This is a genomic window from Bifidobacterium xylocopae, from assembly GCF_003315615.1.
Lineage (GTDB): Bacteria > Actinomycetota > Actinomycetes > Actinomycetales > Bifidobacteriaceae > Bombiscardovia > Bombiscardovia xylocopae.
Window position 1 is genome coordinate 1 of the sequence record NZ_PDCH01000017.1, and the last position, 24,014, is coordinate 24,014.

Annotated in this window: 23 protein-coding genes, 2 tRNA genes and 1 pseudogene; 6 read left to right on the forward strand and 20 right to left on the reverse strand. The window is 64.8% G+C overall.

Going from position 1 to position 24,014, the window contains the following annotated elements:
- Both CRD59_RS07995 and CRD59_RS06705 read left to right on the forward strand, forming a co-directional pair.
- Nucleotides 1-206: hypothetical protein (locus CRD59_RS07995; RefSeq protein ID WP_161522310.1), on the forward strand; the 206-nt coding region annotated here is incomplete at its 5' end.
- A gap of 216 nt (nucleotides 207-422) precedes the next feature.
- On the forward strand, nucleotides 423-1,367 hold the full coding sequence (locus tag CRD59_RS06705) for an AEC family transporter (RefSeq protein WP_113853920.1): 945 nt from the start codon (nucleotides 423-425) through the stop codon (nucleotides 1,365-1,367).
- A 570-nt stretch (nucleotides 1,368-1,937) separates the two neighbouring features.
- Here the strand turns inward: CRD59_RS06705 and CRD59_RS08210 are convergent.
- The 4 genes and pseudogenes from CRD59_RS08210 to CRD59_RS06725 all read right to left on the reverse strand — a co-directional run.
- Nucleotides 1,938-2,398 (reverse strand): annotated as a pseudogene (locus CRD59_RS08210) (ABC transporter ATP-binding protein); the annotation flags it as partial.
- Nucleotides 2,399-2,597: 199 nt separating this feature from the next.
- On the reverse strand, nucleotides 2,598-3,920 hold the full coding sequence (locus CRD59_RS06715; RefSeq protein ID WP_113853921.1) for a Maf family nucleotide pyrophosphatase: 1,323 nt from the start codon (nucleotides 3,918-3,920) through the stop codon (nucleotides 2,598-2,600).
- Nucleotides 3,921-3,963: 43 nt separating this feature from the next.
- The gene (gene argS / locus CRD59_RS06720) at nucleotides 3,964-5,760 is read right to left on the reverse strand and encodes an arginine--tRNA ligase (protein ID WP_113853922.1); all 1,797 of its coding nucleotides are present in this window, start codon (nucleotides 5,758-5,760) and stop codon (nucleotides 3,964-3,966) included.
- A 185-nt stretch (nucleotides 5,761-5,945) separates the two neighbouring features.
- Nucleotides 5,946-6,021: transfer RNA gene (locus tag CRD59_RS06725), tRNA-Arg, on the reverse strand.
- A 107-nt stretch (nucleotides 6,022-6,128) separates the two neighbouring features.
- Between CRD59_RS06725 and CRD59_RS06730 the strand changes: the two genes are divergently transcribed.
- Nucleotides 6,129-6,758 (forward strand): CYTH domain-containing protein, encoded by a 630-nt coding sequence (locus tag CRD59_RS06730; protein WP_113853923.1) that lies wholly within the window; start codon nucleotides 6,129-6,131, stop codon nucleotides 6,756-6,758.
- Nucleotides 6,759-6,775: 17 nt separating this feature from the next.
- Here the strand turns inward: CRD59_RS06730 and CRD59_RS06735 are convergent, their stop codons facing one another.
- From CRD59_RS06735 to CRD59_RS06745, 3 genes are all read right to left on the reverse strand, one after another.
- On the reverse strand, nucleotides 6,776-7,735 hold the full coding sequence (locus tag CRD59_RS06735) for a tetratricopeptide repeat protein (protein WP_113853924.1): 960 nt from the start codon (nucleotides 7,733-7,735) through the stop codon (nucleotides 6,776-6,778).
- A gap of 99 nt (nucleotides 7,736-7,834) precedes the next feature.
- Entirely contained in the window at nucleotides 7,835-8,854 is a 1,020-nt protein-coding gene (locus CRD59_RS06740; RefSeq protein ID WP_407923126.1) for a hypothetical protein, read from the reverse strand.
- Complete coding sequence (locus tag CRD59_RS06745; RefSeq protein WP_113853925.1) at nucleotides 8,851-10,368, reverse strand: ICP22 family protein; 1,518 nt, start codon at nucleotides 10,366-10,368, stop codon at nucleotides 8,851-8,853. Before CRD59_RS06745 ends, CRD59_RS06740 begins: the two co-directional genes overlap by 4 nt.
- A 79-nt stretch (nucleotides 10,369-10,447) precedes the next feature.
- Between CRD59_RS06745 and CRD59_RS06750 the strand changes: the two genes are divergently transcribed.
- A complete protein-coding gene (locus tag CRD59_RS06750) occupies nucleotides 10,448-11,407 on the forward strand; it encodes an FKBP-type peptidyl-prolyl cis-trans isomerase (protein WP_113853926.1) in 960 nt (319 codons plus the stop codon).
- Nucleotides 11,408-11,534: 127 nt separating this feature from the next.
- On the opposite strand, the gene CRD59_RS06755 is transcribed toward CRD59_RS06750, so the two are convergent.
- The 10 genes from CRD59_RS06755 to atpB all read right to left on the reverse strand — a co-directional run bounded on the left by CRD59_RS06755 (nucleotide 11,535) and on the right by atpB (nucleotide 19,928).
- Nucleotides 11,535-11,780: a glutaredoxin domain-containing protein gene (locus CRD59_RS06755; RefSeq protein ID WP_113853927.1), complete on the reverse strand. Its 246-nt coding sequence runs from the start codon at nucleotides 11,778-11,780 to the stop codon at nucleotides 11,535-11,537.
- A gap of 259 nt (nucleotides 11,781-12,039) precedes the next feature.
- Entirely contained in the window at nucleotides 12,040-12,831 is a 792-nt protein-coding gene (gene nucS, locus CRD59_RS06760) for an endonuclease NucS (RefSeq protein WP_113853928.1), read from the reverse strand.
- A gap of 7 nt (nucleotides 12,832-12,838) precedes the next feature.
- On the reverse strand, nucleotides 12,839-13,132 hold the full coding sequence (locus CRD59_RS06765; RefSeq protein ID WP_113853929.1) for a F0F1 ATP synthase subunit epsilon: 294 nt from the start codon (nucleotides 13,130-13,132) through the stop codon (nucleotides 12,839-12,841).
- A 2-nt stretch (nucleotides 13,133-13,134) separates the two neighbouring features.
- Nucleotides 13,135-14,625 carry a F0F1 ATP synthase subunit beta gene (gene atpD, locus CRD59_RS06770; RefSeq protein ID WP_113853930.1) on the reverse strand — a complete coding sequence of 497 codons (1,491 nt, stop codon included), beginning with the start codon at nucleotides 14,623-14,625 and terminating at the stop codon, nucleotides 13,135-13,137.
- 8 nt (nucleotides 14,626-14,633) lie between these two features.
- Nucleotides 14,634-15,566, reverse strand: a complete 933-nt coding sequence (locus CRD59_RS06775) for a F0F1 ATP synthase subunit gamma (protein WP_113853931.1) — start codon at nucleotides 15,564-15,566, stop codon at nucleotides 14,634-14,636.
- 3 nt (nucleotides 15,567-15,569) lie between these two features.
- The gene (atpA, locus tag CRD59_RS06780) at nucleotides 15,570-17,213 is read right to left on the reverse strand and encodes a F0F1 ATP synthase subunit alpha (protein WP_113853932.1); all 1,644 of its coding nucleotides are present in this window, start codon (nucleotides 17,211-17,213) and stop codon (nucleotides 15,570-15,572) included.
- Nucleotides 17,214-17,265: 52 nt separating this feature from the next.
- Complete coding sequence (locus CRD59_RS06785) at nucleotides 17,266-18,093, reverse strand: F0F1 ATP synthase subunit delta (RefSeq protein ID WP_113853933.1); 828 nt, start codon at nucleotides 18,091-18,093, stop codon at nucleotides 17,266-17,268.
- Between the two features lie 60 nt (nucleotides 18,094-18,153).
- The gene (locus CRD59_RS06790; RefSeq protein ID WP_113853934.1) at nucleotides 18,154-18,696 is read right to left on the reverse strand and encodes a F0F1 ATP synthase subunit B; all 543 of its coding nucleotides are present in this window, start codon (nucleotides 18,694-18,696) and stop codon (nucleotides 18,154-18,156) included.
- 62 nt (nucleotides 18,697-18,758) lie between these two features.
- Nucleotides 18,759-18,986 (reverse strand): ATP synthase F0 subunit C, encoded by a 228-nt coding sequence (gene atpE, locus CRD59_RS06795; protein ID WP_113853935.1) that lies wholly within the window; start codon nucleotides 18,984-18,986, stop codon nucleotides 18,759-18,761.
- A gap of 129 nt (nucleotides 18,987-19,115) precedes the next feature.
- Nucleotides 19,116-19,928: a F0F1 ATP synthase subunit A gene (atpB, locus tag CRD59_RS06800; RefSeq protein ID WP_113853936.1), complete on the reverse strand. Its 813-nt coding sequence runs from the start codon at nucleotides 19,926-19,928 to the stop codon at nucleotides 19,116-19,118.
- A 309-nt stretch (nucleotides 19,929-20,237) separates the two neighbouring features.
- On the opposite strand from atpB, the gene CRD59_RS06805 reads away from it, so the two are divergent.
- Nucleotides 20,238-20,314, forward strand: a tRNA-Met gene (locus CRD59_RS06805).
- A 296-nt stretch (nucleotides 20,315-20,610) separates the two neighbouring features.
- Here CRD59_RS06805 and CRD59_RS08100 read toward each other — a convergent pair.
- Complete coding sequence (locus CRD59_RS08100; protein ID WP_201736577.1) at nucleotides 20,611-21,018, reverse strand: helix-turn-helix domain-containing protein; 408 nt, start codon at nucleotides 21,016-21,018, stop codon at nucleotides 20,611-20,613.
- A 101-nt stretch (nucleotides 21,019-21,119) separates the two neighbouring features.
- On the opposite strand from CRD59_RS08100, the gene CRD59_RS06815 reads away from it, so the two are divergent.
- Entirely contained in the window at nucleotides 21,120-22,163 is a 1,044-nt protein-coding gene (locus tag CRD59_RS06815; RefSeq protein ID WP_113853937.1) for a hypothetical protein, read from the forward strand.
- 340 nt (nucleotides 22,164-22,503) lie between these two features.
- Here CRD59_RS06815 and CRD59_RS06820 read toward each other — a convergent pair whose 3' ends face one another.
- Both CRD59_RS06820 and CRD59_RS06825 read right to left on the reverse strand, forming a co-directional pair.
- A complete protein-coding gene (locus CRD59_RS06820; RefSeq protein ID WP_113853938.1) occupies nucleotides 22,504-22,818 on the reverse strand; it encodes a DMT family transporter in 315 nt (104 codons plus the stop codon).
- 366 nt (nucleotides 22,819-23,184) lie between these two features.
- Complete coding sequence (locus CRD59_RS06825; RefSeq protein ID WP_113853945.1) at nucleotides 23,185-23,982, reverse strand: IclR family transcriptional regulator; 798 nt, start codon at nucleotides 23,980-23,982, stop codon at nucleotides 23,185-23,187.
- Nucleotides 23,983-24,014 lie beyond the last annotated feature (32 nt).

Sequence of the window (24,014 nt, forward strand, 5' to 3'; positions counted from 1 at the left end):
CCCTAGCCGGCCAACCCCAACCCGACTACCCACTCACCTACACCTACACCCACCAATACACCCTGCCCAAAGCCGGCAGCATACCCATCCAACGACTCAGCGGAGGCACCCTCCTACTCCTCACCACCCTGGCCGCCCTCACCACAACAGCCCACCAACACGCCCGCAGACACCAACCAGGCAGACACACCACCATCAGCGCCTAAACACCCAGAAGGGAGCGCACAAGACCACGGCCCGGCGGCAACACACACCACCGGGCCGCTCCCATACCCACCGGCACACGAACACCAACACCAACCCCCACCCACACCCCCACCATCGAAGCCTTACCGGACTCCCAGCCAGCGCCACCAGCACCCTCGCGTGGCATGATAAGACTTGTGTTTGTGTATCAACCGCAATGCTAAGAGGGGTGGTTCATGCCTGGGCTGCTGAGCGCGATGGAGGGGTTCTTCATCATCGGCGTGGTCATCGCGGTGGGGTATGCCGCCGCGCGCTTCCGGGTGGGCGGCCCCACGGCGCAAATGGTATTGAACAAGTATTCCTTCTTCGTCTCCTCCCCCTGCCTCATGTTCGCGATCCTGGCCAAGGAGCACCTGAACGTCATACTCCACCCGAGCATCATCGTCGCTTTCCTCTCGGCCGCAGCGGTCGGGCTGCTGTTCGTGGCGCTGAACGCGGCCTTCTTCCACATGAAGGCGGCGGACACCACGATCGGGGCCCTGAACTCGCTCTATCTGAACTCCAACAACATAGGCCTGCCGGTCGCCACCTACATCCTGGGCAACCCGTCGCTGGTGGCCCCGATCCTGGTCATGCAGCAGGCCCTGTTCACACCGATCGGGCTCACGGTCCTGGACGCCACCACCTCCGGGCGGGTCTCCCTCAGGTCCATCGCCAAGCAACCCCTGAAACAGCCCCTGCTCATAGGCTCCCTGGGCGGCATCCTCGTCTCGGCCGTCTCCGCCGGGGCCGGGCATTTCATCATCCCCGACTTCGTGTTCAAGCCCATCTCCATGATCGGCGACTCGGCGGTGCCTATGATCCTGATGGCCTTCGGCATGTCCCTTCGGGGCAGCAGACCCATGCAGGAGAAGACCGACCAAGCCGCCACGCTGACCGTGGTGGCCCTGAAGAACCTGGCCATGCCCCTGATCGCCTTCCTGCTGTCCTACTTCGTCATGGGCTTCCGGGGGGCGGAGCTGTACGGCTGCGTGGTGCTGGCCGCCCTGCCCACCGGGCAGAACGTGTACAACTACGCGGCCCGGTACGAGGTGGGCATGACCTTCGCCAGGGACGGCATCCTCCTGTCCACCGTGTCCTCGCCCGTCGTGATCGCCCTGATCGCCGCCGTCCTCTCCTGAGACCGGGCCGCGAACCCGCTCAGTCGTCCGCCCGGTGGTTCAGCAGGTCGAGCCCGGCGGCCTGCCCCTCGGCCCCCTTGCCGAAGTCAACGGCGGAGGCGAAATTGGAGCAGACAGACGTGATGCCCGCTATGAAGACCGCCAGGGCGATGCCCGAAACGTTGCGCCAGGCGCGCTTGGGGTCGTCAAGCACCCGGCGCATGGCGATCAGCGAAGCCACGGAGCGCGGGCGGCGGACCTTGATGCGGGCACGAGCGGCCACCACCCAGGGGCCCAGCAGGTTCAGCAGGGCGTAGCAGACCACGATGACACCGAGGATAACGCCGATCGCGACGGCCTGCCCGATGTACCGGCCCAGCGGCATGCGGAAGACGGCCAGGGCGAGGATGAAGGCACCCAGCACCAGGAGCAGACGCCAGACACCAGGCTGGCCGGCGGACACCCTGGAGGAGACGCCAAGCGGGGTGATGGCCTGCGGGAGCAGGGCCTGGGGCCTCTGCGGCTGGGGCTGGGGCGAGCGGGGTACCTCCGCCTGCCCCGGGGGCATGCCGGAACCGGCCCCGACGAAGATGCCGTCCCGCATGGTCAGCGTACGCGAGCAGAAGGAGGCCACAGCCGGGTCGTGGGTCACGACGACGACCGCCGCACCGGATGAACGCGCCGCAGCGGTCAGTATGCCCATCACCTCATGGCCCGTGCGCTGGTCCAAGGCACCGGTCGGCTCATCCGCGAACACCACGCTGGGGCCGATGCACAACGCCCGGGCGATCGCCACCCGCTGGCTCTGTCCTCCTGGCATCTCACCGGGCCTGCTCCGGGCCAACGGCGCCAGGCCGAAGCGGTCCAGCCAACCCAGGGCCGCCTGCACCGCCTGCCGGTAGTCCATGCCCCCCCCCCAGCATCAGGGGCAGGGCGACGTTCTCCACGGCCGGCAGCTCGGGCAGAAGCTGACCGGACTGGAAGACGAAGCCAAAGTCGCTGCGCCGCAGTCTGGTGCGCCCGGCGTCCGGCATGGCCGTCAGGTCCCGTCCGCCCAGGAGGGGACCCCGCTTGACCGGCCTCCGCCGGATTGCCGTAGGGCGCGCCCGCATCGGTCGCTGCCGCATATGTTCTGCTGTTCATACCCATCAAGCTAATCGGCGGCTGCCGGGCCGGACATCCGGCGCTGGTATGATTCGCCGGGCCGCGCAAGGAGGCCTCATCCTACCGGATGACCCTGCGGGCCGCCTTTCACTTGACCGGGGACAGGGCCTTCAGACGGTTCAGGAAAGCGGGCCAGTCGCGACCGAAGGCGCCCAGGAGCTTACGGTCGGCCACCTGGTCCAGGGGGACCCAGGCAAGCTCCAGGCTCTCATCGTCGTTCATACGCGGCTCCACCCGGTGGCCTTCGCGCTCCATGGCGAAGACCGTGGTGTATGCCCAGGGACCGTGGTCCTCCACATAGGAGCCCACCACGTCGATGTCCTCCGGGCTGATGTTCGCCTCCTCGTGCGACTCCCGCAGGGCGCCTTCCACCGGGCTCTCACCATCGGCGATGGCCCCGCCCGGCACCCCCCAGGTGCCCCCCTCGGCGGACCACGTGGCCCGGTGCTGCAGGAGCACTTCGCTCACCAGGCCGGAGTCCGGGTCACGCCGGGCCAGGAGTACGCCCGCCGCGCCGTTGAGGCCCCAGTGGAGGCGGCCGCAGGCGCAATCGATCCAGCCGTCGCCGGGTTGGTGGACGTTGCCCGCCGGCGCTGCGGAGGCTTGCGGGCGCACAGCCTGCTGGCGCTCCCGGTCCTCGCGCTCGTTCCACAGGTCCGGCCACTTGATCCCCAGGCCCTCCACCAGCGAGCGCATGGTGGGCAGGCTCAGCCCCATCACACCGCTGGGGTCTCCCTCGATGGAGCGGATGAAGGCGGATCCCTGGCCCTCCAAGGTGAACGAACCAGCCACTTCCAGGGGTTCGCCCGTGGCCACATAAGCCGCCATGTCCGCATCGGTGTAGTCGCCGAAAGTCACCTGGGCCCGGCTGCTGGCGTTGGCCCGGCGGCCGGTGGCCAGGTCGATCAGGCAGTGGCCGGTCCATAAGGTCCCGGTCTCCCCGCGCATGGATTTCAAACGCTCGAGCGCACGCTCGGGAGTATGGGGCTTGCCCAATGGCTCGCCCTGGAACTCGAACAGGGAATCACATCCGATGACCAAAGGGCCCACGCCGGCGTTGAGCATGCCCTGCTCGCCAGCGACCGCCCGGTCCATGGGCAGGCGGGAATGCACCGAACCGTAGCCGTCCTCAAGGGGCCGGGAGACCACTTGCTCCCCGGCCGCCCTGGATTCGGCGTCGATGACCGCCAGGAGCCGTTCCTGCACCGCCCCGGCCTTGGCGCCGGCAAGTATGGCGACACGCTCCCTGGCCGGCAGGAAGTGCAGACTGACCCCCTGCTCAGCCGCAGCGGTCTGCAAGGCCGCAGGCTCATCCACCTGCGAGACACGGATGGTGGGGCGGATGCCGGCGCGTACGAGCCGGTCCCGGCGGGAGGGCGACTGCGACGCGAGAATCAGGGGGATGGTCATGCTTGCCATTGTCCTTCCGGCCGACGACTTGCCTGCTTGCCGATCACATCTTCTCCGGCGCGTCCACCCCCAGCAGACCCAGGCCGTTGGCGATCACCTGCTGCACCGCGTCGTTGAGCCTCAGACGGGCGGCGGCGAGGGCGGGCTCGGGGTTCTTGGCCTTCTCCAGCTCCGCGGCGCCCTCCCCGCCCCTCCGGCTCTCCGGGTCGGTCAGCGGCATGGGAACCACACGCTCAAGGTTGTACCAGCGATGGTACGCACCCGCCAGATCCTCCAGGTAATGGGCCAGACGGTGGGGGGCGCGCTGGTCGGCCGCGGTCTGCACGACCGAGGGGTACAGGGCCAGCTGCGCCAGCACGGTCTCGGCGGCCGCGGAATCAAGCAGGCCCAGGTCGGCGAGCGCGGCATCCACCCCGGCGGCGGCGGCGTTGCGGTCCACGTTCCTGGAACGGGCGTGGGCGTACTGCACGTAGTAGACCGGGTTCTCGTTGGTGTGCGAGGCCAGAAGGTCCAGGTCGATGTCCACGGACTGGTTGTAGTCGGTGCGTGCCAGGGAGTAGCGGGCGGCGTCCACGCCCACGGCCTGGACCAGGTCGTCGATGGTGACGACGTTGCCGGCGCGCTTGGACATGCGCACGGGTTTGCCGTCCTTCATCACGTTCACCATCTGGCCGATCAGGATCTGCATGTTCTCGCCCGGCTGGTCACCGAAGGCGGCGCACATGGCCATCATGCGGCCGATGTAGCCGTGGTGGTCGGCACCGAGCATGTAGATGGCCACGTCGGCCGGGTCCTGCTTGCGGTGGCGCTTGTTGTAGTAGTAGGCGATGTCGGCGGCGAAGTAGGCGTAGTTGCCGTCGGACTTGATGACCACCCGGTCCTTGTCGTCGCCGTGCTTGGTGGAGGCGAACCATGTGGCGCCGTCCTTTTCGAACAGGTCGCCTTTGGAGCGCAGCACATCGAAGGCGCGGTCCACCTCACCGTCCTCGTACAGGCCGTTCTCGTGGAACCACACGTCGAAATCCACGCGGAAGTCCTTCATGGACTCCTGGATCTCGGCGAACATCATGGGCACGGCCCGCTTGCGGAATTCCTCACGCTGGGCGGAGTCGCCCTCGCCCAGGGGTTCGCCCTCGTCATTGCTTCCCGAGTCCACGCGCGGCAGGCCTAGGATGTCCACGCCGTCGGCCTTGGCCTGGTCGATGACCCGCCGGGCGATCTCGTCGATGTAGGCACCCTTGTAGCCGTCGGCGGGCGCGGGTTCGCCATGGGCCGCGGCCACCAGGGACTTGGCGAAACGGTTGATCTGCTCACCATGGTCGTTGAAGTAGTATTCGCGCACCACCTTCGCGCCGTTGGCCTGGAGCACGCGGGCCAGGGAATCGCCCACGGCCGCCCAACGGGTGCCGCCGATGTGGATGGGCCCGGTGGGGTTGGCGGAGACGAACTCCAGGTTGAGCGTACGGCCAGCCAGGTGGTCGTTGGTCCCGTAGCGGACGCCCTCGTCCAGCACCGTGTCGACGACGGCTGCGGAGGCGGCCGCGTCCAGGGTGATGTTGATGAAGCCGGGGCCCGCCACCTCCACCGAGGCGATGCCGTGACCGCTGCCCAGCTCGCTGGCGATGGCCTGGGCCAGCTCCCGCGGCTTCATGCCTGCCCGCTTGGCCAGCTGCATGGCGATATTGGTGGACCAATCACCATGCGCACGGTCCTTGGGCCGCATGACAGCCACTCGCTCGGGCGCGGGTATGTCCTCGGCGGTCAGCGCACCCAGCGCCACCTGCTCGGCCAGGCTCTGGCAGACGGAATTGATCTCTTGGGCAAGTTCTTCTGGACTCATGCCCCCAAGTCTATCCAACCCACTGGCCGGGGCCGGGAACGAACACCGGAACGGCAGCCGGCGCAACGGATCCCACGCATACGGTTGCGCGCATACCGCGCACCAGCCGTGCCCCCACTCCCCCGTACAGGACCCACGCAGATAAGGAAACCCCTGCAACCGCTTTGGCTGCAGGGGTTTGAACCTGGTGGGCTCGAAGGGATTCGAACCCTCGACCTTCTGTTCCGGAGACAGACGCTCTATCCGCTGAGCTACGAACCCATGCCATCCACCCGGTGCGCAAGGCACCGACAGACGACTCAGACCATTCTAGTCCATCCCGCGACCACCCGCAGCCGTCGCGCGCCGCAGCCCGGTAGAATGGCCGCATGGATGACGACAGGGACGATTTCGAGTTCGAGCGCCGGTTCTTTTGCCGGGAACTGCCCGAGGACCTGGACGACGGCGACGCCCCCACGCTGATCGTGCAGTCCTACTTCGTGCACTCGGACAACTACGCCCTCCGCGTGCGCCTCCAGGCCGAAGGGGTCCGCCGGACCATGGACGCGCACACCGACGCCCTGCACGTGCTGATGGAGGAGCGGGAGCGTTTCAGCGCTGCCTCCTTGACCGCCAAGGGGCCGGTCGTCGGCGGCACCCGTTACGAGGCCGAACGCCCCCTGGACCCGGGAATCGCCACCGAACTGGTCATGCGCGGCGGCTCGCTGATCGTCAAGAACCGCTACGGGATCTGGCTGGGCGAGGACTGGTGGAACGTGGACATCTTCGGCGGAGGCAACTCCCCCCTGGCCGTGGCCGAGGTGGAACGCTCAGGACCGGTGACGGACCTCGTGATCCCGCCCTTCTGCATCACCGAGATCACCAACGACGCCCGATTCTCCAACGACGGCCTGGCCGAGCGCCCCTATCGCACCTGGGCCCGCGCCTTCGAGGACGAGCTCAGGGCCAAGGGATCACGCTTCCTCAACGACTTCGGCCCCAACCGCACCCTGGACTGAACGGCCCCCGCTGCCGGTCAGTACATGGCGGTGGCCAGACGGCGGCGAGCCCGGGCGAGACGCTGGTCCGAAGGTTCCAGAATCGCGAAGTACTCCAGCAGGCGGTCGTGAGCCGGGGCCATCTGGTCCTTGTGGGCAGCGATGAAATCAAGCAGGCGGCCAAAGGCATCATCCACCTTGCCACCGATCATATCCACGTCGGCGGCGGCGAGCTGTGCGTCCACATCGTCCGGCCGGTCGGCGGCGGCCTGCCTGGCCTGGCGCACATCCGCCTGAGCCGAACGGGCCATGAGCAGGGCCTTCGCACGCTCGCGGGCGGCCAACTGGTCCTGCGGGTCGGCTTCGATCACGCGCTGATACGCCTGAGCGGCGCCTGCATAGTCACCCTCCTGGGCCAGGCGGCGCGCCTCCTGGTGGGCGGGCGGGACCGCATCGGCGGCTTCGCCCTCAGCCGGGCCGCCATCGGATTCGCCGCTTTCCTGGTATGGGGCCGAGCCTGTGATCCCCTGCTGCTGGGCCAGCTGGATGATCTGCGGAATCAGCTGGTCGGTGATCTGCTTGAGCTCGTCCTGCGACGGCAGGCCTTCCAGGATGGGCATGGGCCGGCCGCCCAACAGCGCGAACAAGGCCGGTGCGCCTTTCGCTTGCAGGGCCTGGGCGATCTGGGGGTTCGTCGATACGTCGACCCGAGCCAGCTGAAGTTTCCCCTCCTGCCCGTTGACCGCGTCCGCCAACGTCCGGACCATCGGGAACAACCGGTCATCCGTAGGCAGCCACAGCAGGAGGAGTATGGGGAATGTGGCGGAGGTCTGCACGGCGGCAGGGAAGGATGCTTCGGTCACGTCGATCACATACCCGCCGGCGGCCGGAGCTCCCCCGGCCTGGCCCGGTTGCGCCTCGACCTTGTGCTTCAAAGCCCCCAGATCCACTGCTCCCGCCAGCGATACGCCCGGCTGCGGCTGTCCTTGCTGAGCCATGCGACCATCTCCTTTGTTCGAAACTTACGCCTACACTCCAAACCTAGCCCGGGGCCACGGCCGGCCGCGCCGGGTTCACCAGGAGGCTGAGACCAGGCCTCAGACAGCCTCCACCTTGACCGGCTGCCGCTCGGCGCCCACGGCCTTGACCGGGTCCGACGACGAGGACGAGGGCACATAGATGGCGATCACGTTCACATATGTCACCTTCATGGTGCTGGTGGCCTGTCCGCCCCCGAAGAGGGCCTTCTCCGCATCCGAGGCGGGCAGGGATTCACGTCCCTCCCCCGCCTTGCGCGTCCAGACGGAGTTGATCTGGGCGACGACCAGGTCCCCGCCGTCCGAGGAACGCATCACACGGATCTGCCCCTTCTCCGGGGTGAAGGTCTGCTTCTGCTCACCCTTGTTGGCATCGATGCCCTGCTGGACCGTATCGGTCAGCTTTCCGATGGAATCGCGCAGGTAGTCGGAGGAGAACTCCTTGGCGTACTTGCTGTTCTTGCCGTGCTGGAGCACGTCGGCGTAGTGCTCGACCGCCTGCTGGGGGGTCTCTTTGAGCCCCTTGTCGTCGGCGGCACCCATCTGCGCACCGATCGTCGGCACCGGGAATTTGGGCAGCTGGGCGCCCTGGAAGAGCCGGGCCACCCCCCAAAGCTTGTAGTTCTCCCGCGCCGACGCCTGGTTCATGACCAGCAGACGCTTGGACTGCTGGTCCTCGGTCGTCGTCGTGATGGCGAACACGGAGCGTGGCCAGCCCGAGTCCCCGGGGATTACGGTCTGGGCTATCTGACCGGGGATCGTGGTCTTGGGGTCCAGGTTGCCCGTGGATTTGGCGATCGTCAGCTCGGAGCTGCGGATCTGCAGCTGAGGGCCGGTAACCCGAGCATCCAGACCCGCGGGGTCCTTCGCCTGGTTGGCCTGCTCCAGGGTCTTGACGATGCTCCTGCGGATTCTGGCCTCCTGTTGGGTGGTCAGGTCCGGCTGTGGCGTGGCCGAGGAGGACCGGTCCTTCGCCGTTGGCACCTCGCCTTCGCAAGCAGCCAGGGGAAGCAGGGTCAGGCCGACGAGAACGGCCGCAAGTCCCCTGCAGACCCGCCGACCATGGTTGGTCCGTATCAACGGTCGCCTCCTTTTCCTCGTCCCCCTTTGGCTTTCCCATCGGACCGCCGGTCTCCCGCTTTCAGACCGCGGGCGCGGGTCCTGCCTTCTGGCTCGAAAACCTCTGTGGTCTCATCGGAGATGCCGTCGCCCTCACCGGAGTCGGTGCTGTCATCCAAGCCACCGTCACTGCCGGCGTCATCCCCGATTGCGGGGAAGGCGCCCACAGTGCTGTCATGCATGCCATCCCTCATAGGGTTACCGTCATCGGCCGAGGGGAAGGCGCCAACCGTGCTGTCGTCCAAGTCGGCCGAGGCGTCCTCGGCCCCTCCGGCCTGGCCCGTCGCATCGGGCACCTCCTCCTCCCGGTCGTCCGGGGAAGCATGGGAAGCCTCCGGGGTCCCGGGTCCTTCCGGGACGGCGACCTCGTCGGCCAGGCGCGCCAGGTAGTCCTGCATGTCCTCGCCCGTGTCCTGCCGGTCGGCTCCGCCCTCGTGATCGCGCGAATCCGCCTGCCCACGGTCGGACGGAATGTTCAGGACCGGCGGCTCGGCCGCATCCGTCCCGGTCGCTTCATCACCAGCCGCCTGCTGGTCGGCCACCATGTTCTTGGCGGACACGTCAACCACCTTCGGCCTCCCCTCGGTACCGTCAGGCCCCTCACCCGCAGGCCTGGAGTGCCGCTTGCCCGATTTGCTGCGCCTGAACATGGAGAAGACCGGCGCCAGCACGCCCCCGAAAGCTTCGGCGACGGTGACTTCGGGGCGTTCCCGCCCATCGCCGCCCCCGGCTTTGCGGCGCCTGACAGGCTCCATCGCGAACACGGTGGCGGACAGGACCGCCAGGACAGCAAGCAATCCGCCTGCTATATACAAAGGAAGCGAGTAGTTCGACACCTTACGATGCTCCCAACGCATGGTCATATCAATCTTCGGTTTCGCCGCACCCTTCCGGGCCGCAGCCTTCGAACCATGCATGTCCCCCGACGCCTTTTCCACGCTTATGATCGCCACCTGACCCTCTTGCGGTTCGGCCGCCATCGTGACCGAACCGGCACCGCATTTGACTTGCCGCCACATATCCGAATGTTCGAAATCGACCTGGTCGGCCGTCTTGGCCTGCCGACCGGGTGCCCGCTCGGAGGCTGTGTCAAGCTTGGTCCAACCGTCCAGGCCCCTGACGCGTTCGTACCGCTGGCCCGCCATCCAACCGACCGCATCCTGGGCCGACCCCATGGCCATGCACAACCGGACCCCGGACGCGCGCCCCGATGCCAGACGTGCGGTAACGGTCACCTGATCGTCGACCAGCTGCAGAACCCCTGGATCGGTCACCAGATACGGGGATTCGACGCTGGCCGAAGCCTCCACGCCGCCGCTGGGCTTCCAGACCGTGGCATTCAGGACGCCGAAGACGATGCATGCCACAGCCAGCAGACCCAGGGTAGGTGTGACGATGCCACGCATGATCCTGGTCCGCTTGGAGGGCGCGCGATTGACCGCCTCACCCGTCTCTTCATTCGCTAATGTGCTCATAACACGCCTCATTCTACAGTGAGCCGCTGGCAAGAACCTGAGGACCGAAAATCGGCCTGAGAGGATAGGCTGGATGCTTATGAACACACATAGCTTTCATCCATTGACCAAAGCGGCCACCCTCTGCTGCGCCCTGGGACTCGCCATCGGACTGGCGGGCTGCGGGGGGAGCACCAACCCCACGCCATCCGAGCAGGAATCCAGCCCCTCCTCCGCAAGCTCGGGCGCCAAGCTCGAAGGCGTATCGGCCGACGGCAAGCCCGGCCAGAAGCCGAAGATCAGCTTCAAGACCCCACTGACCGTGACCGACAAGGCCTCCGCGGTCCTGCAGGAGGGCGATGGGGACGCCCTGCAGGACGGCGACCACCTGTGCGTCCGCTCAGTGGCGGTCAACGCCAAAGACGGCAAGGAGCTGGACTCCACCTGGGAGAAGGGCGCACCCGACTGCCAGATCGTCGTCGACCACAAAACCTACGGCCAGTACTATGACGCCTTCAAATCCATGAAGGTCAACGGCACCCTGGGTGTGGGCATCAACGACGCCTCCGGCAAGGCCGCCGGCGACAACGCCTACGTGATGGCCCTGACCGTCGTATCCAAGTTCAAGCCCCTGGCCCGGGCCACGGGCGAGAAGGCCAGGAACATCCCCGCCGACCTGCCCAAGGTGACGCTCGCATCCAACGGCAAGCCCAGCCTGGACCTGAACAACTACAAGCCCACCGATAAGCTCGTGGCCCAGCCCTTGATCACAGGCAACGGCCCCAAGGTGAAGGCGGACCAGTCGATCACGGCGCACTACACCGGCTGGCTGGCCTCCGACGGCAAGCAGTTCGACTCCTCCTGGGACAAGGGCGAGCCGGCCGACTTCAGCCTGGACGGCGTGGTCAAGGGCTGGAAGCAAGGTCTGGCCGGGCAGACCGTCGGCTCCCAGGTGCTCCTGGTCGTGCCGCCGAGCCTGGGCTATGGCTCCTCCGCCCAGAAGGGGATTCCCGCCAACTCCACGTTGATTTTCGTGGTCGACATCCTGGCCGCCCACTGACCTCATCCGCTGAGCGCTGAACGCGCCTCCATACACAAAGGGGCCCGGAAGCCGAATGGCTTCCGGGCCCCTTGCATATCAAAGCGTCATATACAGCAGAACAGCCGTCTCAGGCATCCTGCGGCGGTCAGGCCTCCACCGCAGCCAAGCGCTCCGCCACCTGCTTGATCATGTCGGGACGGTAACCGCTCCAGGAGCCCTCTTCGGTCACAACGATGGGGGTCTGCTTGAAGCCCTTGGCCAGGAAGGAATCGACCAGCCCGGGATCGGAGGCCAGATCCACGACGTCGAAAGCCACACCACGCTTGGCCAGCTGGCGCTTGGTGGCGTCGCACTGGGGGCAATGGGCTTTGGTGTAAACCGTGACTGACATGATGACCTCTCCTGCTTATCCTCGAATGCTCTGCGAATTACGAATCGCGGCCCTTCACCCGGGCCTTCTGTGTACTCTAGCGGCCAAGGCATCGACCGGCAAACCACAATCCTTAGTGGCGTGTCCCGGTCAAAACCCCTATATCTAGTGACTTCCCGCACCAGTCCGGCTTGCCGGAGCGGCCAGGGCAAAACTGCCTGATAGGTCACATTTGCCAGCGCAGCAGGGCGGCGGCCGATCGATGAACGTCACCGCCGGCCTAGAAGAGGGTGATCTCCCCGCTTTCGGCCCCTTTCATCTCCTCGTAGTCCAGGATCAGGCACTCGAAGCCCCGGTCCTCGGCCAGCACCCTCGCCTGCGGCGTGATGGTCTGGGCGGCGAAGATGCCACGCACGGGTGTCAACAGGGGGTCTCGGTCCAGAAGCTCAACATATCGGGTCAGCTGCTCCACGCCGTCGATGCCGCCATGCCTCTTGATCTCAATCGCCACATGCCGTCCTTTGGCATCCGTGGCCATGATGTCGACCGGACCGATCGGGGTGGGATACTCGCGACGCACCAGCTTGGCACCTTCTCCGATCCGCTCGATCTGCTGGGCCAGATAGTGCTGCAGGTGGTCCTCCACCCCATCCTTGACCAGGCCCGGGTCCTGTCCCAGATCGAAATCCTGGTCGGAGAAGATGTGGTACAGGTCTATCGTGAGCATGTCACTGGACTTGCTGGCACTGACGCGCAGGACCTTTCCCGCCTGGGCGGCCGCGACCACGGTCCCATCCTCGCCCGAATCATCGCCAGCGGCATCTTCGTCGCCAGCACCGGCCCCGACCGCCGCGCCTGAAAGCGCCGCCACCGCCAGTTCCTCGTCACCCGGTTCGATCTCCTTGATCGTACAGGGTGCGCACATCCAATTCAGTGGTTTGTAGGAGCCCAGCTCGGAGAAGATAAGGCAGGACGAATCCGCCTTGATCAGCAGGACCCGCTTGGCCCGGGGCAGGCTCGCATTGAGCCGCCCCGAGTATACGGCCGAGCACTCGGCTACGATCACCCGCACGCGACGGTCACCTGTCCGCCTGGGATTCGCCCCCGTCGCAGCGGTCGACCGCCACGGTCAGCTTGTTGGAGTCGAAAGAGACGAACCCCTCACTGACCGGGAAATCGGTATGCCGTCCGTCCTCCCCGACCACGCTGAGAGTCCCCTTGGACGTCAGCACCAGCACGGGCTCGTGGTCCGGCAGGATGCCCATCGCGCCCTCGGTCGCCGGAACACTGGCGGACCGCGCCCGACCCGTCCAGACCGGACGGTCCGAGGCCACGATGGTCACCTCGAAGGTGCTCTTGGAAGACCCTGCCATGGCTAGTTCAGTTCCTTCTGCATGTCATGCCAGTTGCGCTCCAGGTCCTCCAGACCGCCGATGCCGGAGAAGGCCTGCTCGGGCACATTGTCATAGGCTCCGTCGCAGATACGGGTGAAGGCCTCGATGGTCTCGTCCGCCTTGACATAGGAGCCCTTGCGACCCGTGAACTTCTCCGCCACATAGAAGTTCTGGCCCAGGAACTGCTCGATCTTACGGGCGCGGTTGACGATGGTCTTGTCCTCCTCGCCCAGCTCGTCGATGCCGATCAGGGCGATGATGTCCTGGAGCTCCTTGTTACGCTGCAGGATCGCCTTGACGCGGTTGGCGCAATCGTAGTGCGCCTGGCCAACGTAGCGCGGGTCGAGGATCCGCGAGGTCGAAGCCAGCGGATCCACAGCGGGGTAGATGCCCTTGGAGGCGATGTCGCGGGACAGCTCGGTCGTCGCGTCCAAGTGGGCGAAGGTCGTCGCCGGGGCCGGGTCGGTGTAGTCGTCGGCGGGCACGTAGATGGCCTGCAGGGACGTGATCGAGTGGCCCCTGGTGGAGGTGATGCGCTCCTGGAGGGCACCCATCTCGTCGGCCAGGTTGGGCTGGTAGCCCACAGCGGAGGGCATGCGGCCCAGCAGGGTCGAGACCTCGGAGCCGGCCTGGGTGAAGCGGAAGATGTTGTCGATGAAGAGCAACACGTCCTGGTTCTGCACGTCTCGGAAGTACTCGGACATGGTCAGAGCGGTCAGCGGCACGCGCAGACGGGTCCCCGGGGGCTCATCCATCTGTCCGAAGACCAGGGCGGTCTTCTCCAGAACGCCCGCCTCCTCCATCTCGCCGATCAGGTCGTTGCCCTCACGGGTACGCTCACCCACGCCGGCGAACACGGAGACACCGCCGTGGTTCTGCGCCACGCGCTGGATCATCTCCTGGATCAGCACGGTCTTGCCGACGCCGGCACCACCGAACAGACCGATCTTGCCGCCTTCCACGTAGGGCGTCAGCAGGTCGATGACCTTGATGCCGGTCTCGAACATCTGGGTCTTCGACTCGAGTTCATCGAAGGCCGGCGGGTTGCGGTGGATGGGCCAACGGTCCTTGACCGTGATGGTCTCGCCATCCTTCTTGTTCAGGATGTTCCCGGCCACATCGAACACGTGCCCCTTGGTCACGTCCCCGACCGGCACCGTGATCGGGCCGCCCGTGTCGGTGACCTTGGCACCGCGGACCAGGCCGTCGGTGGGCTTCAAGGCCACGGTGCGCACGGTCGAATCACCCAGGTGCTGCTCCACCTCAAGCATGATCGTGGACAGGGATTCGCCCTCGGTGTCCGAAGACTTGCTCAGATTCACGGTCAATGCGTTGTAGATGTCCGGCAGATGGCCCGCCGGGAACTCCACATCAATGACCGAACCCTGCACACGGGTGACCCGACCCTCGGAGGCCGTGTCCAGCGCAGGATCCTGGGCCGCTGTGGTCGGCCGCTCTTGCTGTGCAACCATTGGCGTTCCTACTCTTCCTCTTTATTCAAAGCATCGGCGGAACCGATGATTTCGGTAAGTTCCTGGGTGATCGAAGCCTGGCGGGAAGCGTTGAGCTTGCGGGTCAGTTCGTCGATCAGGCTGTTCGCGTTGTCCGTCGCCGTGTGCATGGCGTTCTGCCGGCTGGCGGTCTCGGAGGCCGCAGCCGTCAGCAGGCACTCGTGGATGCGACCCTGGATGTACTTGGGCAACACCGAATCAAGCACCTTGTCGGCCGACGGTTCGAACCGGTAGATGGGCGTCATCCCATGCTCGGCCTCGTCGGGACGGGGGGAATCCACCGCGCCGGCGGCGTCGTCCGCCGGCACCAGCTCCAGGGGGAGCATACGCAGGACGCGCACCTTCTGCACCACCATGTTGACGAACTCGGTGAAGACGATGTACAGCTCGGAGACCCCGCCTTTGTCGGCCGGTGCCATGTATGCGTCCAGCAGCGTCCCGGCGATCTCCTCCGCCCTTTCGACACCCGGCTTGTCAGTGTCGCCTTCCCAGGTCCTGGCGATGTCACGATTGCGGTACTTGTAGTAGGAGACCCCGCGCCGGCCGTAGACGAACAGCTCGGGCTGACGGCCGGACTTGTCCAGCTTGTCCAGCAGGGTCTCCGTCTCCCGGATAATCGAGGAGGTGTAGGCCCCGGCCATGCCGCGGTCCGCCGTCAGTGCGAGCACCGCCACGCGCGGGTTCTTCTCGTTCTTCTTGACGATCGGGTGGTTGATGTCGTCGGCATGGGCCACGAGAGCCTGCACTGCTTCGAAAATCGCATCGGAGTACGGCTTCGCGTCCAGGGCGACCTTGCGGGCCTTGGCGATATGCGAAGACGCGATCATCTCCTGGGCGTTGAAAATCTTAGCCAACGCCGAAGTGGAGCTGATCCTGGACTTGAATGCGAGCTGTGAGGCCATGGTTTACCGCTCCCCAGCCTTGCTGTCCTGCACGGTGAGCTTCTCCTGCTCCACCTTGACCGCCTGCGGCTCCTGTGGCTCCTCGCCGCCCAGGGTCTTGCCCGTATGGGTGACGAAGGTCTTGGAGTACGCTTCGACGGCGGCGTCCAGGGCTTTCTCCGTGTCATCGGTGAAGTCCCCGGTCTCCCGGATGGTCTTCAGGATGTCGGTGTTATGGTCCAGGTAGTCCAGCAGGCCGTGCTCGAAGGGCAGCACGTCCTCCAGATCCAGCTTGTCCAGCTTGCCGTGTGTGCCGATCCAGACCGAAACGACCTGGTTCTCCATCGGATAGGGGGAGAACTGGGGCTGCTTCAGGAGCTCAGTCAGACGGGCTCCGCGTGTCAGCTGCGCCTTCGAAGCCGCATCCAAGTCGGAGGCGAACATGGCGAAGGACTGCAGGGACCGGTATTGGGCCAGGGAGATCTTCAACGTGCCGGAGACCTTCTTCAATGCCTTGGTCTGCGCCGCGCCGCCGACGCGGGACACCGAGATGCCGACGTCGACCGCAGGTCGCTGGTTGGCATTGAACAGGTCGGACTGCAGGAAGATCTGACCATCGGTGATGGAAATCACGTTGGTCGGAATGTAGGCGGAGACGTCATTCGCCTTGGTCTCGATGATCGGCAGACCGGTCATGGAGCCGCCACCCAGGTCGTCGGAGAGCTTGGCGCAGCGCTCCAGCAGACGGGAGTGCAGGTAGAAGACGTCTCCCGGGTAAGCCTCACGCCCCGGCGGACGGCGCAGGAGCAGGGAGATCGAACGGTAGGCCTCGGCCTGCTTGGACAGGTCGTCGAAGACGATCAACACGTGCTTGCCGTTATACATCCAGTGCTGGCCGATGGCCGAACCGGTGTAGGGGGCGATGTACTTGAAGCCTGCGGAATCGGACGCCGGGGAGGCCACGATGGTCGTGTACTCCATGGCGCCTGCATCTTCCAGGGAGGAGCGCACCGAGGCGATTGTGGTGCCCTTCTGCCCGATGGCCACGTAGATGCAACGCACCTGCTTCTGGGGATCACCGGACTCCCAGTTCGCCTTCTGGTTGATGATCGTATCCAGGGCAATGGCGGTCTTGCCGGTCTGGCGGTCGCCGATGATCAGCTGACGCTGGCCGCGCCCGATGGGGGTCATGGCGTCGATGGCCTTCAAACCGGTGGCCAGGGGCTCATCCACCGGGTGGCGATGCATGACGTCCGGGGCCTGGGCCTCCAGAATGCGCCGGCCCTCGGTCTTGATCTCCCCCAGGCCGTCGATCGGCTGGCCCAACGGATTCACCGTACGGCCCAGGTAACCGTCGCCGACGGGCACCGAAAGCACCTCGCCTGTCCGCCGGACCTCCTGGCCCTCCTCGATGCCTGCGAAGTCACCGAGAATCACCACGCCGATCTCGCGGGCGTCGAGGTTGAAAGCCAGGCCGAGCGTGCCGTCCTCGAAGGTCAGCAACTCGTTGGCCATGCAACCAGGCAGCCCCTCCACGTGCGCAATGCCATCACCGGCCGTGCGTACATGCCCGACCTCCTGGGTGGGCGTGTCCGACGGCTGGTAGGACTCGACGAAGTCGTCGAGCGCCTTGCGTACCGCGGCGGGATCAATGGTCAATTCTGCCATGATCACTCCTTATTGTCGTTTCTGTTCAAGTCTGTCATACCACCTGTGCGCCTCATCCGGCCGCCGCCATGCTCCGCTTGAGGCCTTTGAGCTGGGCGACGACCGTATGGTCGGTTACCTCGGAGCCGTACTCCACACGCATGCCGCCCAGGACCGCCGGGTCCACGACCGCGTTGATGTGGACTGCCCGCCCCAGCTTGCTTTCATATGTGCGCGCGAGCTTGTCGGTCTGCTCCTGGCTGAGCGGAACGGCGGTCACGACGGTGACCATCGTCTCCTTCATATGCGCGGAGAAGCGGTCGATCAACCAGTTCAGCGTCTCCAGGAAGCGCCTGCCTCGCAAATCCCGCGTGGCATGCTCGGCCAGCTCCAGACTGACCGCCTGCAGGCCCTTGCCCTCGAGCAACTCATCCAACAGGGCCACCCGGGCCTTGGGAGCGCTGTAGTCGTCGGACAGACGGAAGAGGACGATCGGCTGGTCGATCAGGGCCGAGTGAATCTGCGCCAGCTCCCCCGCCACAATCGACGTGATGTCCTTCACGTCGGTGTAGCAGGTCATCGCATCCACGGCCAGGTCCTCGACCGCGTTTGCGATGTGGGCCAGCTTGCTCCAGCGGCGGCCCACCAGATCTCGGAGGATCTCGATGGTGGCCGCATGGGCCTTGCCATCCAGAAGCGTATCGATGATCTTCGCCTTGTCGGCGGCCTCACGCGAGGGGTCGGTCAGGGCACGTTCCAGTCGCGCGTCGGCGTCGAGCAGGTTCACGAAGCCGAAGAGCTCCTGGGCCACATCGAGCGCATCAGCGCTTTGCTGCCTCAGGAGAGGGGCGAATCGTGTCCTCGCCTCCTGATCGGAGACGAGCGAAGCTTCTCCTCGCATGTCACCTCCTCCTCGTCCGCCGCAACTGGGCGGCCGACCACAGGGTCTCTCTGCCAGTCATCATGCCTTCGTCGCGTCCGATCCCGTCTTGCCGGCCTCATCGAGGATCGAATCGATCATCGAGGACTGCACTGCGGAGTCCTGAAGCTGGGAGCCGAGAATCTTGCCAGCCAAAGCGGTGGCCAGCGTACCGACCTCGCCCTTGAGCGAGACCAGGGCCTGCTGCCGCTGCGACTGGATGGAGCGCTCGGCGTTCGCGGTGATCTGCTGCGCCTCACCCTCTGCGCGGGTCCGCGCATCCGCCACGATGTGTGAGGCCTCGGCCCTGGCATCGTCACGAATCTTGGACGCTTCGACCCGGGCCTGGTTCAGCTGGTCCTCATAGGTCTTCTTCGCCTGGTCCGCGGCCTCCTGAGCCTTCTTCGCCTTCTCGATGCCGCCTTGGATCTTGGCGGCCCTTTCGTCGAAGATGGCCTGGAACTTGGGCATGAAGTACTTGTAGAAGAAGAGCGCCAGAATGATGAGGATGACCAGTGACCAGAAAATGTCATAGGTCTTGGGGATGAACAGGCTGACACCCCCGTTAGCCGCTATCGGCTCCATCTGCGTCTCCTTTCCTTAATGCTTGCCTTGCACTGCTGTGCTTGCTGACCTGACGGCGCTTGCTAGGCGATGAAGATCGCCACGAAGCCCAGCAGGCCGAGCACCTCGATCAGTGCCAGACCGATGAACATAACGGTCTGCAGCTTGCTTGCCATCTCGGGCTGACGAGCCATGCTCTCCAGGGTCTTGCCGACCACGATGCCCAGGCCCAGGCCGGGGCCGATGGCCGCCAGGCCGTAGCCGACGATGCTGATGCTGCCGGTAACCTCAGCGAGAGTGATGATGTCCATTTGTATTCCTTTCCTAAACCGTCGCCGGTTGTTGGTTTACAGTGACGACAGCGATTTGCGTGCGGAGACGCCAGTCGGCATCCCCCCAGCGCAAGTCCCTTGCGCCCTTGCGCCTTCCATCCCCATCCATCAGTCCACCTCCGGGTAGCTCTGATTGATGTAGACCGTCGACAGAATGGCGAAGACGTATGCCTGCAGGGCCGCCACGAATATCTCGAAGGCGGTGAGTGCGAAGCCCAGGGCGAACCAGCCCACACCCGCCAGGGCCAACAGCTTGTTGCTGGCCTCGATGATGTAGAACTGGGCGAATGCCAGACTGATCGCCACCAGGAGATGGCCGGCGATCATGTTGGCGAAGAGTCGGATGGTCAGCGATGCCGGCTTGATGATGAGCATCTCAAGCAGCTGGATGGGCGTGAGCAGAATATAGATCGGCCACGGCACCCCTGCCGGGAAAAGCTCCTGCTTGAGGTATTTGCCGAGCCCTTGCGCGCGGACACCCGTGACCAGGTATTGGATCAGCGTCCACAGGGCGAAGACCAAAGGCATGGTGATCGTGGCGGTGGCCGCGATGTTCAGTCCGGGGATGATGCCGCACAGATTGAAGCACATCACCGTCAGGAAGATGGTCGTGATCATCGGAACATAACGGCGACCGCGCAGCTCCCCCATCACCTCATAGACGATGGAATCGCGCACAAAGTCAAGAAGCCATTCGACCGCACCCTGCCAGCGGGACGGAATCAGCTTGGCCCTGGCCGCGGTGACGCCGAGCAGAAGCAGGATGACGACCATGGCGATGAAACGGACGAAGATGATGCGGTTCATCGCAAAAGGCGTGCCTTGGAACAGAATCTCCGGAGGCATGAAATCGTCTATGCCCGGAAGCTCCGGCTTCGAAGCCGCCAGCGTGAGCGCGCCGCTCCCAACTGCCTCTACCATCTATCGCCTCCTGAAATGGCAATCAGCGCTTACTATAGCGCCAGACATCACCATTCAATTTCCCTGCCGGCAGTAACTACGTCCACTGCAGGCCCAAGCCAACCCAGCTTAGGCGCAAATCACCACAAATGCCAAACCGCGAAGCCCATCCGCGGAACCACCCGCAACAAAATACCTCTTTTATCGGGACAAGGTAAATTCGGAACGTGAATGATTGAAACATCGCCATTATGCCGGCGTTTCACCCGTGTCGAAATTTGACAATCGAAGCCAACCCCCTATAGTGGATAGAGCTGCACAAACAGCCGACGCGGGATGGAGCAGTTCGGTAGCTCGCTGGGCTCATAACCCAGAGGTCTCAGGTTCAAATCCTGATCCCGCTACCAGGAAGCCCGGAATCACAACGATTCCGGGCTTTTGCTTTCGCTGGAAACGGCCCTGGGCCCGCGTAAAGGTGCGCCATAGCAATCTCATCCCCTCACCGGTCAGGGTGAGTTCCCCCTGTGCCTGATCGCCGCCATCGTCGTTGGGGTTGCTCCCAGCGGCTTGGATTGCAATGCGCTCGGCGGCGGAGCCCCGGCAAGCACGGAGCGGATCAACCCATGATTGGCCATAATTGGGAAAGTTGTCGTTAAGCGCGGTTACGCAAGAATGTGCAATAAGCCCGCACGACTTTCCCCACCTACTCACAGGCGGAACCAACCCCGTCCGGGTCGTCCTTGTGGCCCTCCTCATATCCGACGACCAGGGGTGCGATGAAACCGGGGAACCCTTCGGGCCTGACCCCCAGCGCCCAGGCCAGGGCCCAAAGGGTGTCCACGCGGAAGCTTTTGACCTGGCGGCGGCCATTGAGCAGCTCGATGACGGTGGAGCGGTCCAGTCCCGACCGCTCGGCGATGGTGTTGATCGACACGCCACGTGCGGCCTTCAGGTCCTTGACCATCGCACGCCAGGCCTCCCAGTCCAGGAGAGGCGGAGGCAGCAGTCCCGGGGCCCTGGAGGCAACATCGGGCACTGTCTCCAGCGAGGTCACCAGTGGGGCGAGGACGGAGGGCGCGGAAGCCGGCAGGTGGTGGGATTTATCCTTCATGGTTTTATTGCACTCGCTGATGTCCAGCCAGTGAGTGGTATGTTTCCCACTAGTGTTATGCTGAAAGCATCACTGTAGGGAGCAGCAAGGGGAAATCAAGCATGGACGACAGCACGCCCAGAACCGACCGCCGCCGCCTGTGGATTGTCGTCGCGGCCATCGCCGCCGTGGCCCTGGTCGCCGGGGGTGTCGTGGCCTGCCGGCGGGTGGCCCGCTCGCACGCCCTGGCGGACTGCGGCAACGCGGCCGGCGCCTACCGCGGCGCCGTCAGGCACCTGGACGTGACCCGGGCCGAGGCCGTGCGGCAGGCCAGGGACACCCCGGCCGGCGACGTGTCCGACCCCAAGGTCGTCCAGGCCGTCACCACCGCCACGGAGGCAAGCGAAGGCAAGGACGCCAAGGACGCCAAGCAGACCAAGGACGCCAAGCAGGGCAAGGACGCCAAGCAGGCCAAGCAGGACAGGCCCGCCGAGGAGGCCGTCCCCGACTGCCCGGCGGACGCCGGCACCGGGACGCTGAAGGACAACGCGGCCGCGATCCGCCGGGCCACCGGCCAGGCCCTGAAGCACGACAAGGCCATCAGCACGGCGACGGCAGCGTTAGGCAAGGACGTGAAGAAGACCGTCAAGGCCCACCTGGGCCAGGCCATCGCCGACGGCGACCAGCTCCTGGGATCCAGCGACGGGCAGGTGGCCGACAACGCCACCAGGGACGCCCTCAAGGCCGCCCTGGACCAGGCCAAAGCCGTGCAGGGCAACGGGAAGGCCACCACCGGCCAGCAACGCAAGGCCATCCAGGCCATAGCCGACCAGACCAAAGCCGTCAACGACTCCAAGACCGCCAAACAACAAGCCGACCAGGCAGCAGCCGCTAGTCAGAGTGCCGGCGCATCAGGCGGAAGCGCTGGAGGCTATGGCAACTATGCCCCTGCTCGTTCCGGTGGCAATGGTGGCGGTTGGTCCGGAGGCCGTTCGTCTGGACCTGCTCCGGCGCCAGCACCCCACTATGCTCCTGCTCCCAGTGCGCCTGCGCCATATAACCCACTTAATGATCCGAATAGTCGTGTATGGCATGACCTGCACCACCAGAACAGTGGGCAGCCGGGTTATGACCCCAATGGTGTCTGCATTGTTAACTGCTTTTAGATGATGCGCATGAACCCCGGCCCTAATGGGCCGGGGTTCATACATACGAAGTTGCCAAGCCGGTGAACGGCTGAACGCAACAGGTGACGATTCCTTCCGGAACCGTCACCTGTCGGGTATCCGCAGCGCTGATGGCGCAGACTCCCTATGTGGCGACGACCAAGGTACGCTCAAGGCCAGTTCTACAGGTCAGCCATGCGGCCTGGCCTACTCGTCCAGGTCGCCCAGCTTGGAGGTCGTGGCCTCGGCGCTGACCTCTTCATCGTTACACGCCCCTTCCGCCCGGTGCGAATTCACGTAAATGGCATTCCGCAAAACATAGAGGGGCGGCATCCGACCGTCAGGCAGTGACCTTGATGCCGATCAGTCCGACGATCAGCATGACCACAAACAGGGCCGTCTTGGGTGTCATGGCGTCTTTGAACAAAAGGACGCCAACCAGGATGCTGCCTACGGCTCCTATGCCCGTCCAAATCGGATAAGCCAGGCTTAGCTGTATATGCTTGGTCGCCAACCCCAGCAGGATGAAACTGGCCACCGAACCGACAATGGTCGCCAGCGTGTACCCAAGGTGGGAAAAGCCGTCACTGAGCTTCATCGTGGTGGACCAGCCCACTTCCATGATCCCAGCCAGCAGCAGATAGACCCAAGGCATATTGCCCCCTATGTTTCATTGCCCACGTCCACCCGGGCAACAAAAAGGGCCCGTTCCCATGTCTCTTCACAGACCTAACGAGACATGGCAATGGACCCTGGGCACCCGGTGGCACCACTTATTTCCGTTATCGCCCACGACCCTAGCACACCATCGGATATGCCCCATCGGCTGCCACCAGAGTTACACCACACTCACGGAATCAAGAAAAATACAGCCAGAGGGGCACTTGCATGGTGGAGAGCGCCGTGCCACGGCCTTCAGCCATCCAAAACCCCTGCCCACCGCAAGAATCAGGCGCTCTTCCCCGTGGCTGCCACCTTGAATGATTGAGCGACAGGACGGTCAACACCCATCAAGAGCGGTCTAGCCATCCGCCCTGGCTGGACCAGCCTTGCCACCGTAACCGAGTTCCCGTGAGATACGGATGGAGCAGTCCAAGACCAAATCGCCAAGGACCCGCATACGCTTCGGGGGCATGAACGAAACCGCAGCGGAAATCGAAATGGCCGCACAAACGGTGCCACTACCATCGCGCAAGGGCGAGGCCACGCAACGGATACCCGGCTGGTTCTCCTCCAGATCATAAGCGAACCCCTGCTTGACAAACTTCTTCATGACCGCAGCGAAGGTTTGCTCATCAGCGTAATCATGCTCGGGCGAACGCTCTTCAAGGCTCCGGTCCTGCAGGTATTGCGAGCGCCAGCGGTCGGGTTCATCCAGAAGGAGAGCTTTGCCTATACCCGTGTAGGTCAGAGGCATTCGGCACCCCGGCCATGAACGTATTTCAATGCCTCGGGTCCCATGGATCTTATCAAGGTAGAGCGCCGCCCCGGAATCCTCCACCGCCAGGTGAACCGTGTCTTTGGCCTGCCTGGCCAGGTCGACAAGATAGGGCCGCGCCACCTCCTGGATGGAGATCTCATCGCGTGCCCTGAAACCAAGCTCGATCAAGGCTGGACCGAGTCTCAGACCGCCATCCGCCTCCTCGCGCAGAAAACGCTCCGCACGTAAGGCCTGAATCAGGCGATGAGCGGTGCTCCGGCTCAAGTCGGTGACGGATACGACTTCCCGGAGTGACCGCGCACCATCTGCCACAGCGCGCAGGACAGTCAGACCGTGGACCAATGTCTGTGTACCGGAAGGAGCATTACCTTGTGCCATACGCATATCGTATCGCCGCGAACCGAATATCA

What these genes read in the sequence shown, in the direction of transcription:
- CRD59_RS06820 (WP_113853938.1), bottom strand. Translation starts at nt 22,818, where the DNA reads ATGCCTTGGGTCTATCTGCTGCTGGCTGGGATCATGGAAGTGGGCTGG.
- CRD59_RS06775 (WP_113853931.1), bottom strand. Translation starts at nt 15,566, where the DNA reads ATGGCCTCACAGCTCGCATTCAAGTCCAGGATCAGCTCCACTTCGGCG.
- CRD59_RS06755 (WP_113853927.1), bottom strand. Translation starts at nt 11,780, where the DNA reads ATGTCAGTCACGGTTTACACCAAAGCCCATTGCCCCCAGTGCGACGCC.
- CRD59_RS06790 (WP_113853934.1), bottom strand. Translation starts at nt 18,696, where the DNA reads ATGGAGCCGATAGCGGCTAACGGGGGTGTCAGCCTGTTCATCCCCAAG.
- atpE (WP_113853935.1), bottom strand. Translation starts at nt 18,986, where the DNA reads ATGGACATCATCACTCTCGCTGAGGTTACCGGCAGCATCAGCATCGTC.
- CRD59_RS06735 (WP_113853924.1), bottom strand. Translation starts at nt 7,735, where the DNA reads ATGGCTCAGCAAGGACAGCCGCAGCCGGGCGTATCGCTGGCGGGAGCA.
- CRD59_RS06705 (WP_113853920.1), top strand. Translation starts at nt 423, where the DNA reads ATGCCTGGGCTGCTGAGCGCGATGGAGGGGTTCTTCATCATCGGCGTG.
- CRD59_RS06745 (WP_113853925.1), bottom strand. Translation starts at nt 10,368, where the DNA reads ATGAGCACATTAGCGAATGAAGAGACGGGTGAGGCGGTCAATCGCGCG.
- CRD59_RS06750 (WP_113853926.1), top strand. Translation starts at nt 10,448, where the DNA reads ATGAACACACATAGCTTTCATCCATTGACCAAAGCGGCCACCCTCTGC.
- CRD59_RS06765 (WP_113853929.1), bottom strand. Translation starts at nt 13,132, where the DNA reads ATGGCAGGGTCTTCCAAGAGCACCTTCGAGGTGACCATCGTGGCCTCG.
- CRD59_RS06785 (WP_113853933.1), bottom strand. Translation starts at nt 18,093, where the DNA reads ATGCGAGGAGAAGCTTCGCTCGTCTCCGATCAGGAGGCGAGGACACGA.
- atpD (WP_113853930.1), bottom strand. Translation starts at nt 14,625, where the DNA reads ATGGTTGCACAGCAAGAGCGGCCGACCACAGCGGCCCAGGATCCTGCG.
- CRD59_RS06715 (WP_113853921.1), bottom strand. Translation starts at nt 3,920, where the DNA reads ATGACCATCCCCCTGATTCTCGCGTCGCAGTCGCCCTCCCGCCGGGAC.
- atpB (WP_113853936.1), bottom strand. Translation starts at nt 19,928, where the DNA reads ATGGTAGAGGCAGTTGGGAGCGGCGCGCTCACGCTGGCGGCTTCGAAG.
- argS (WP_113853922.1), bottom strand. Translation starts at nt 5,760, where the DNA reads ATGAGTCCAGAAGAACTTGCCCAAGAGATCAATTCCGTCTGCCAGAGC.
- CRD59_RS08100 (WP_201736577.1), bottom strand. Translation starts at nt 21,018, where the DNA reads ATGAAGGATAAATCCCACCACCTGCCGGCTTCCGCGCCCTCCGTCCTC.
- CRD59_RS06825 (WP_113853945.1), bottom strand. Translation starts at nt 23,982, where the DNA reads ATGGCACAAGGTAATGCTCCTTCCGGTACACAGACATTGGTCCACGGT.
- CRD59_RS06730 (WP_113853923.1), top strand. Translation starts at nt 6,129, where the DNA reads ATGGATGACGACAGGGACGATTTCGAGTTCGAGCGCCGGTTCTTTTGC.
- atpA (WP_113853932.1), bottom strand. Translation starts at nt 17,213, where the DNA reads ATGGCAGAATTGACCATTGATCCCGCCGCGGTACGCAAGGCGCTCGAC.
- CRD59_RS06815 (WP_113853937.1), top strand. Translation starts at nt 21,120, where the DNA reads ATGGACGACAGCACGCCCAGAACCGACCGCCGCCGCCTGTGGATTGTC.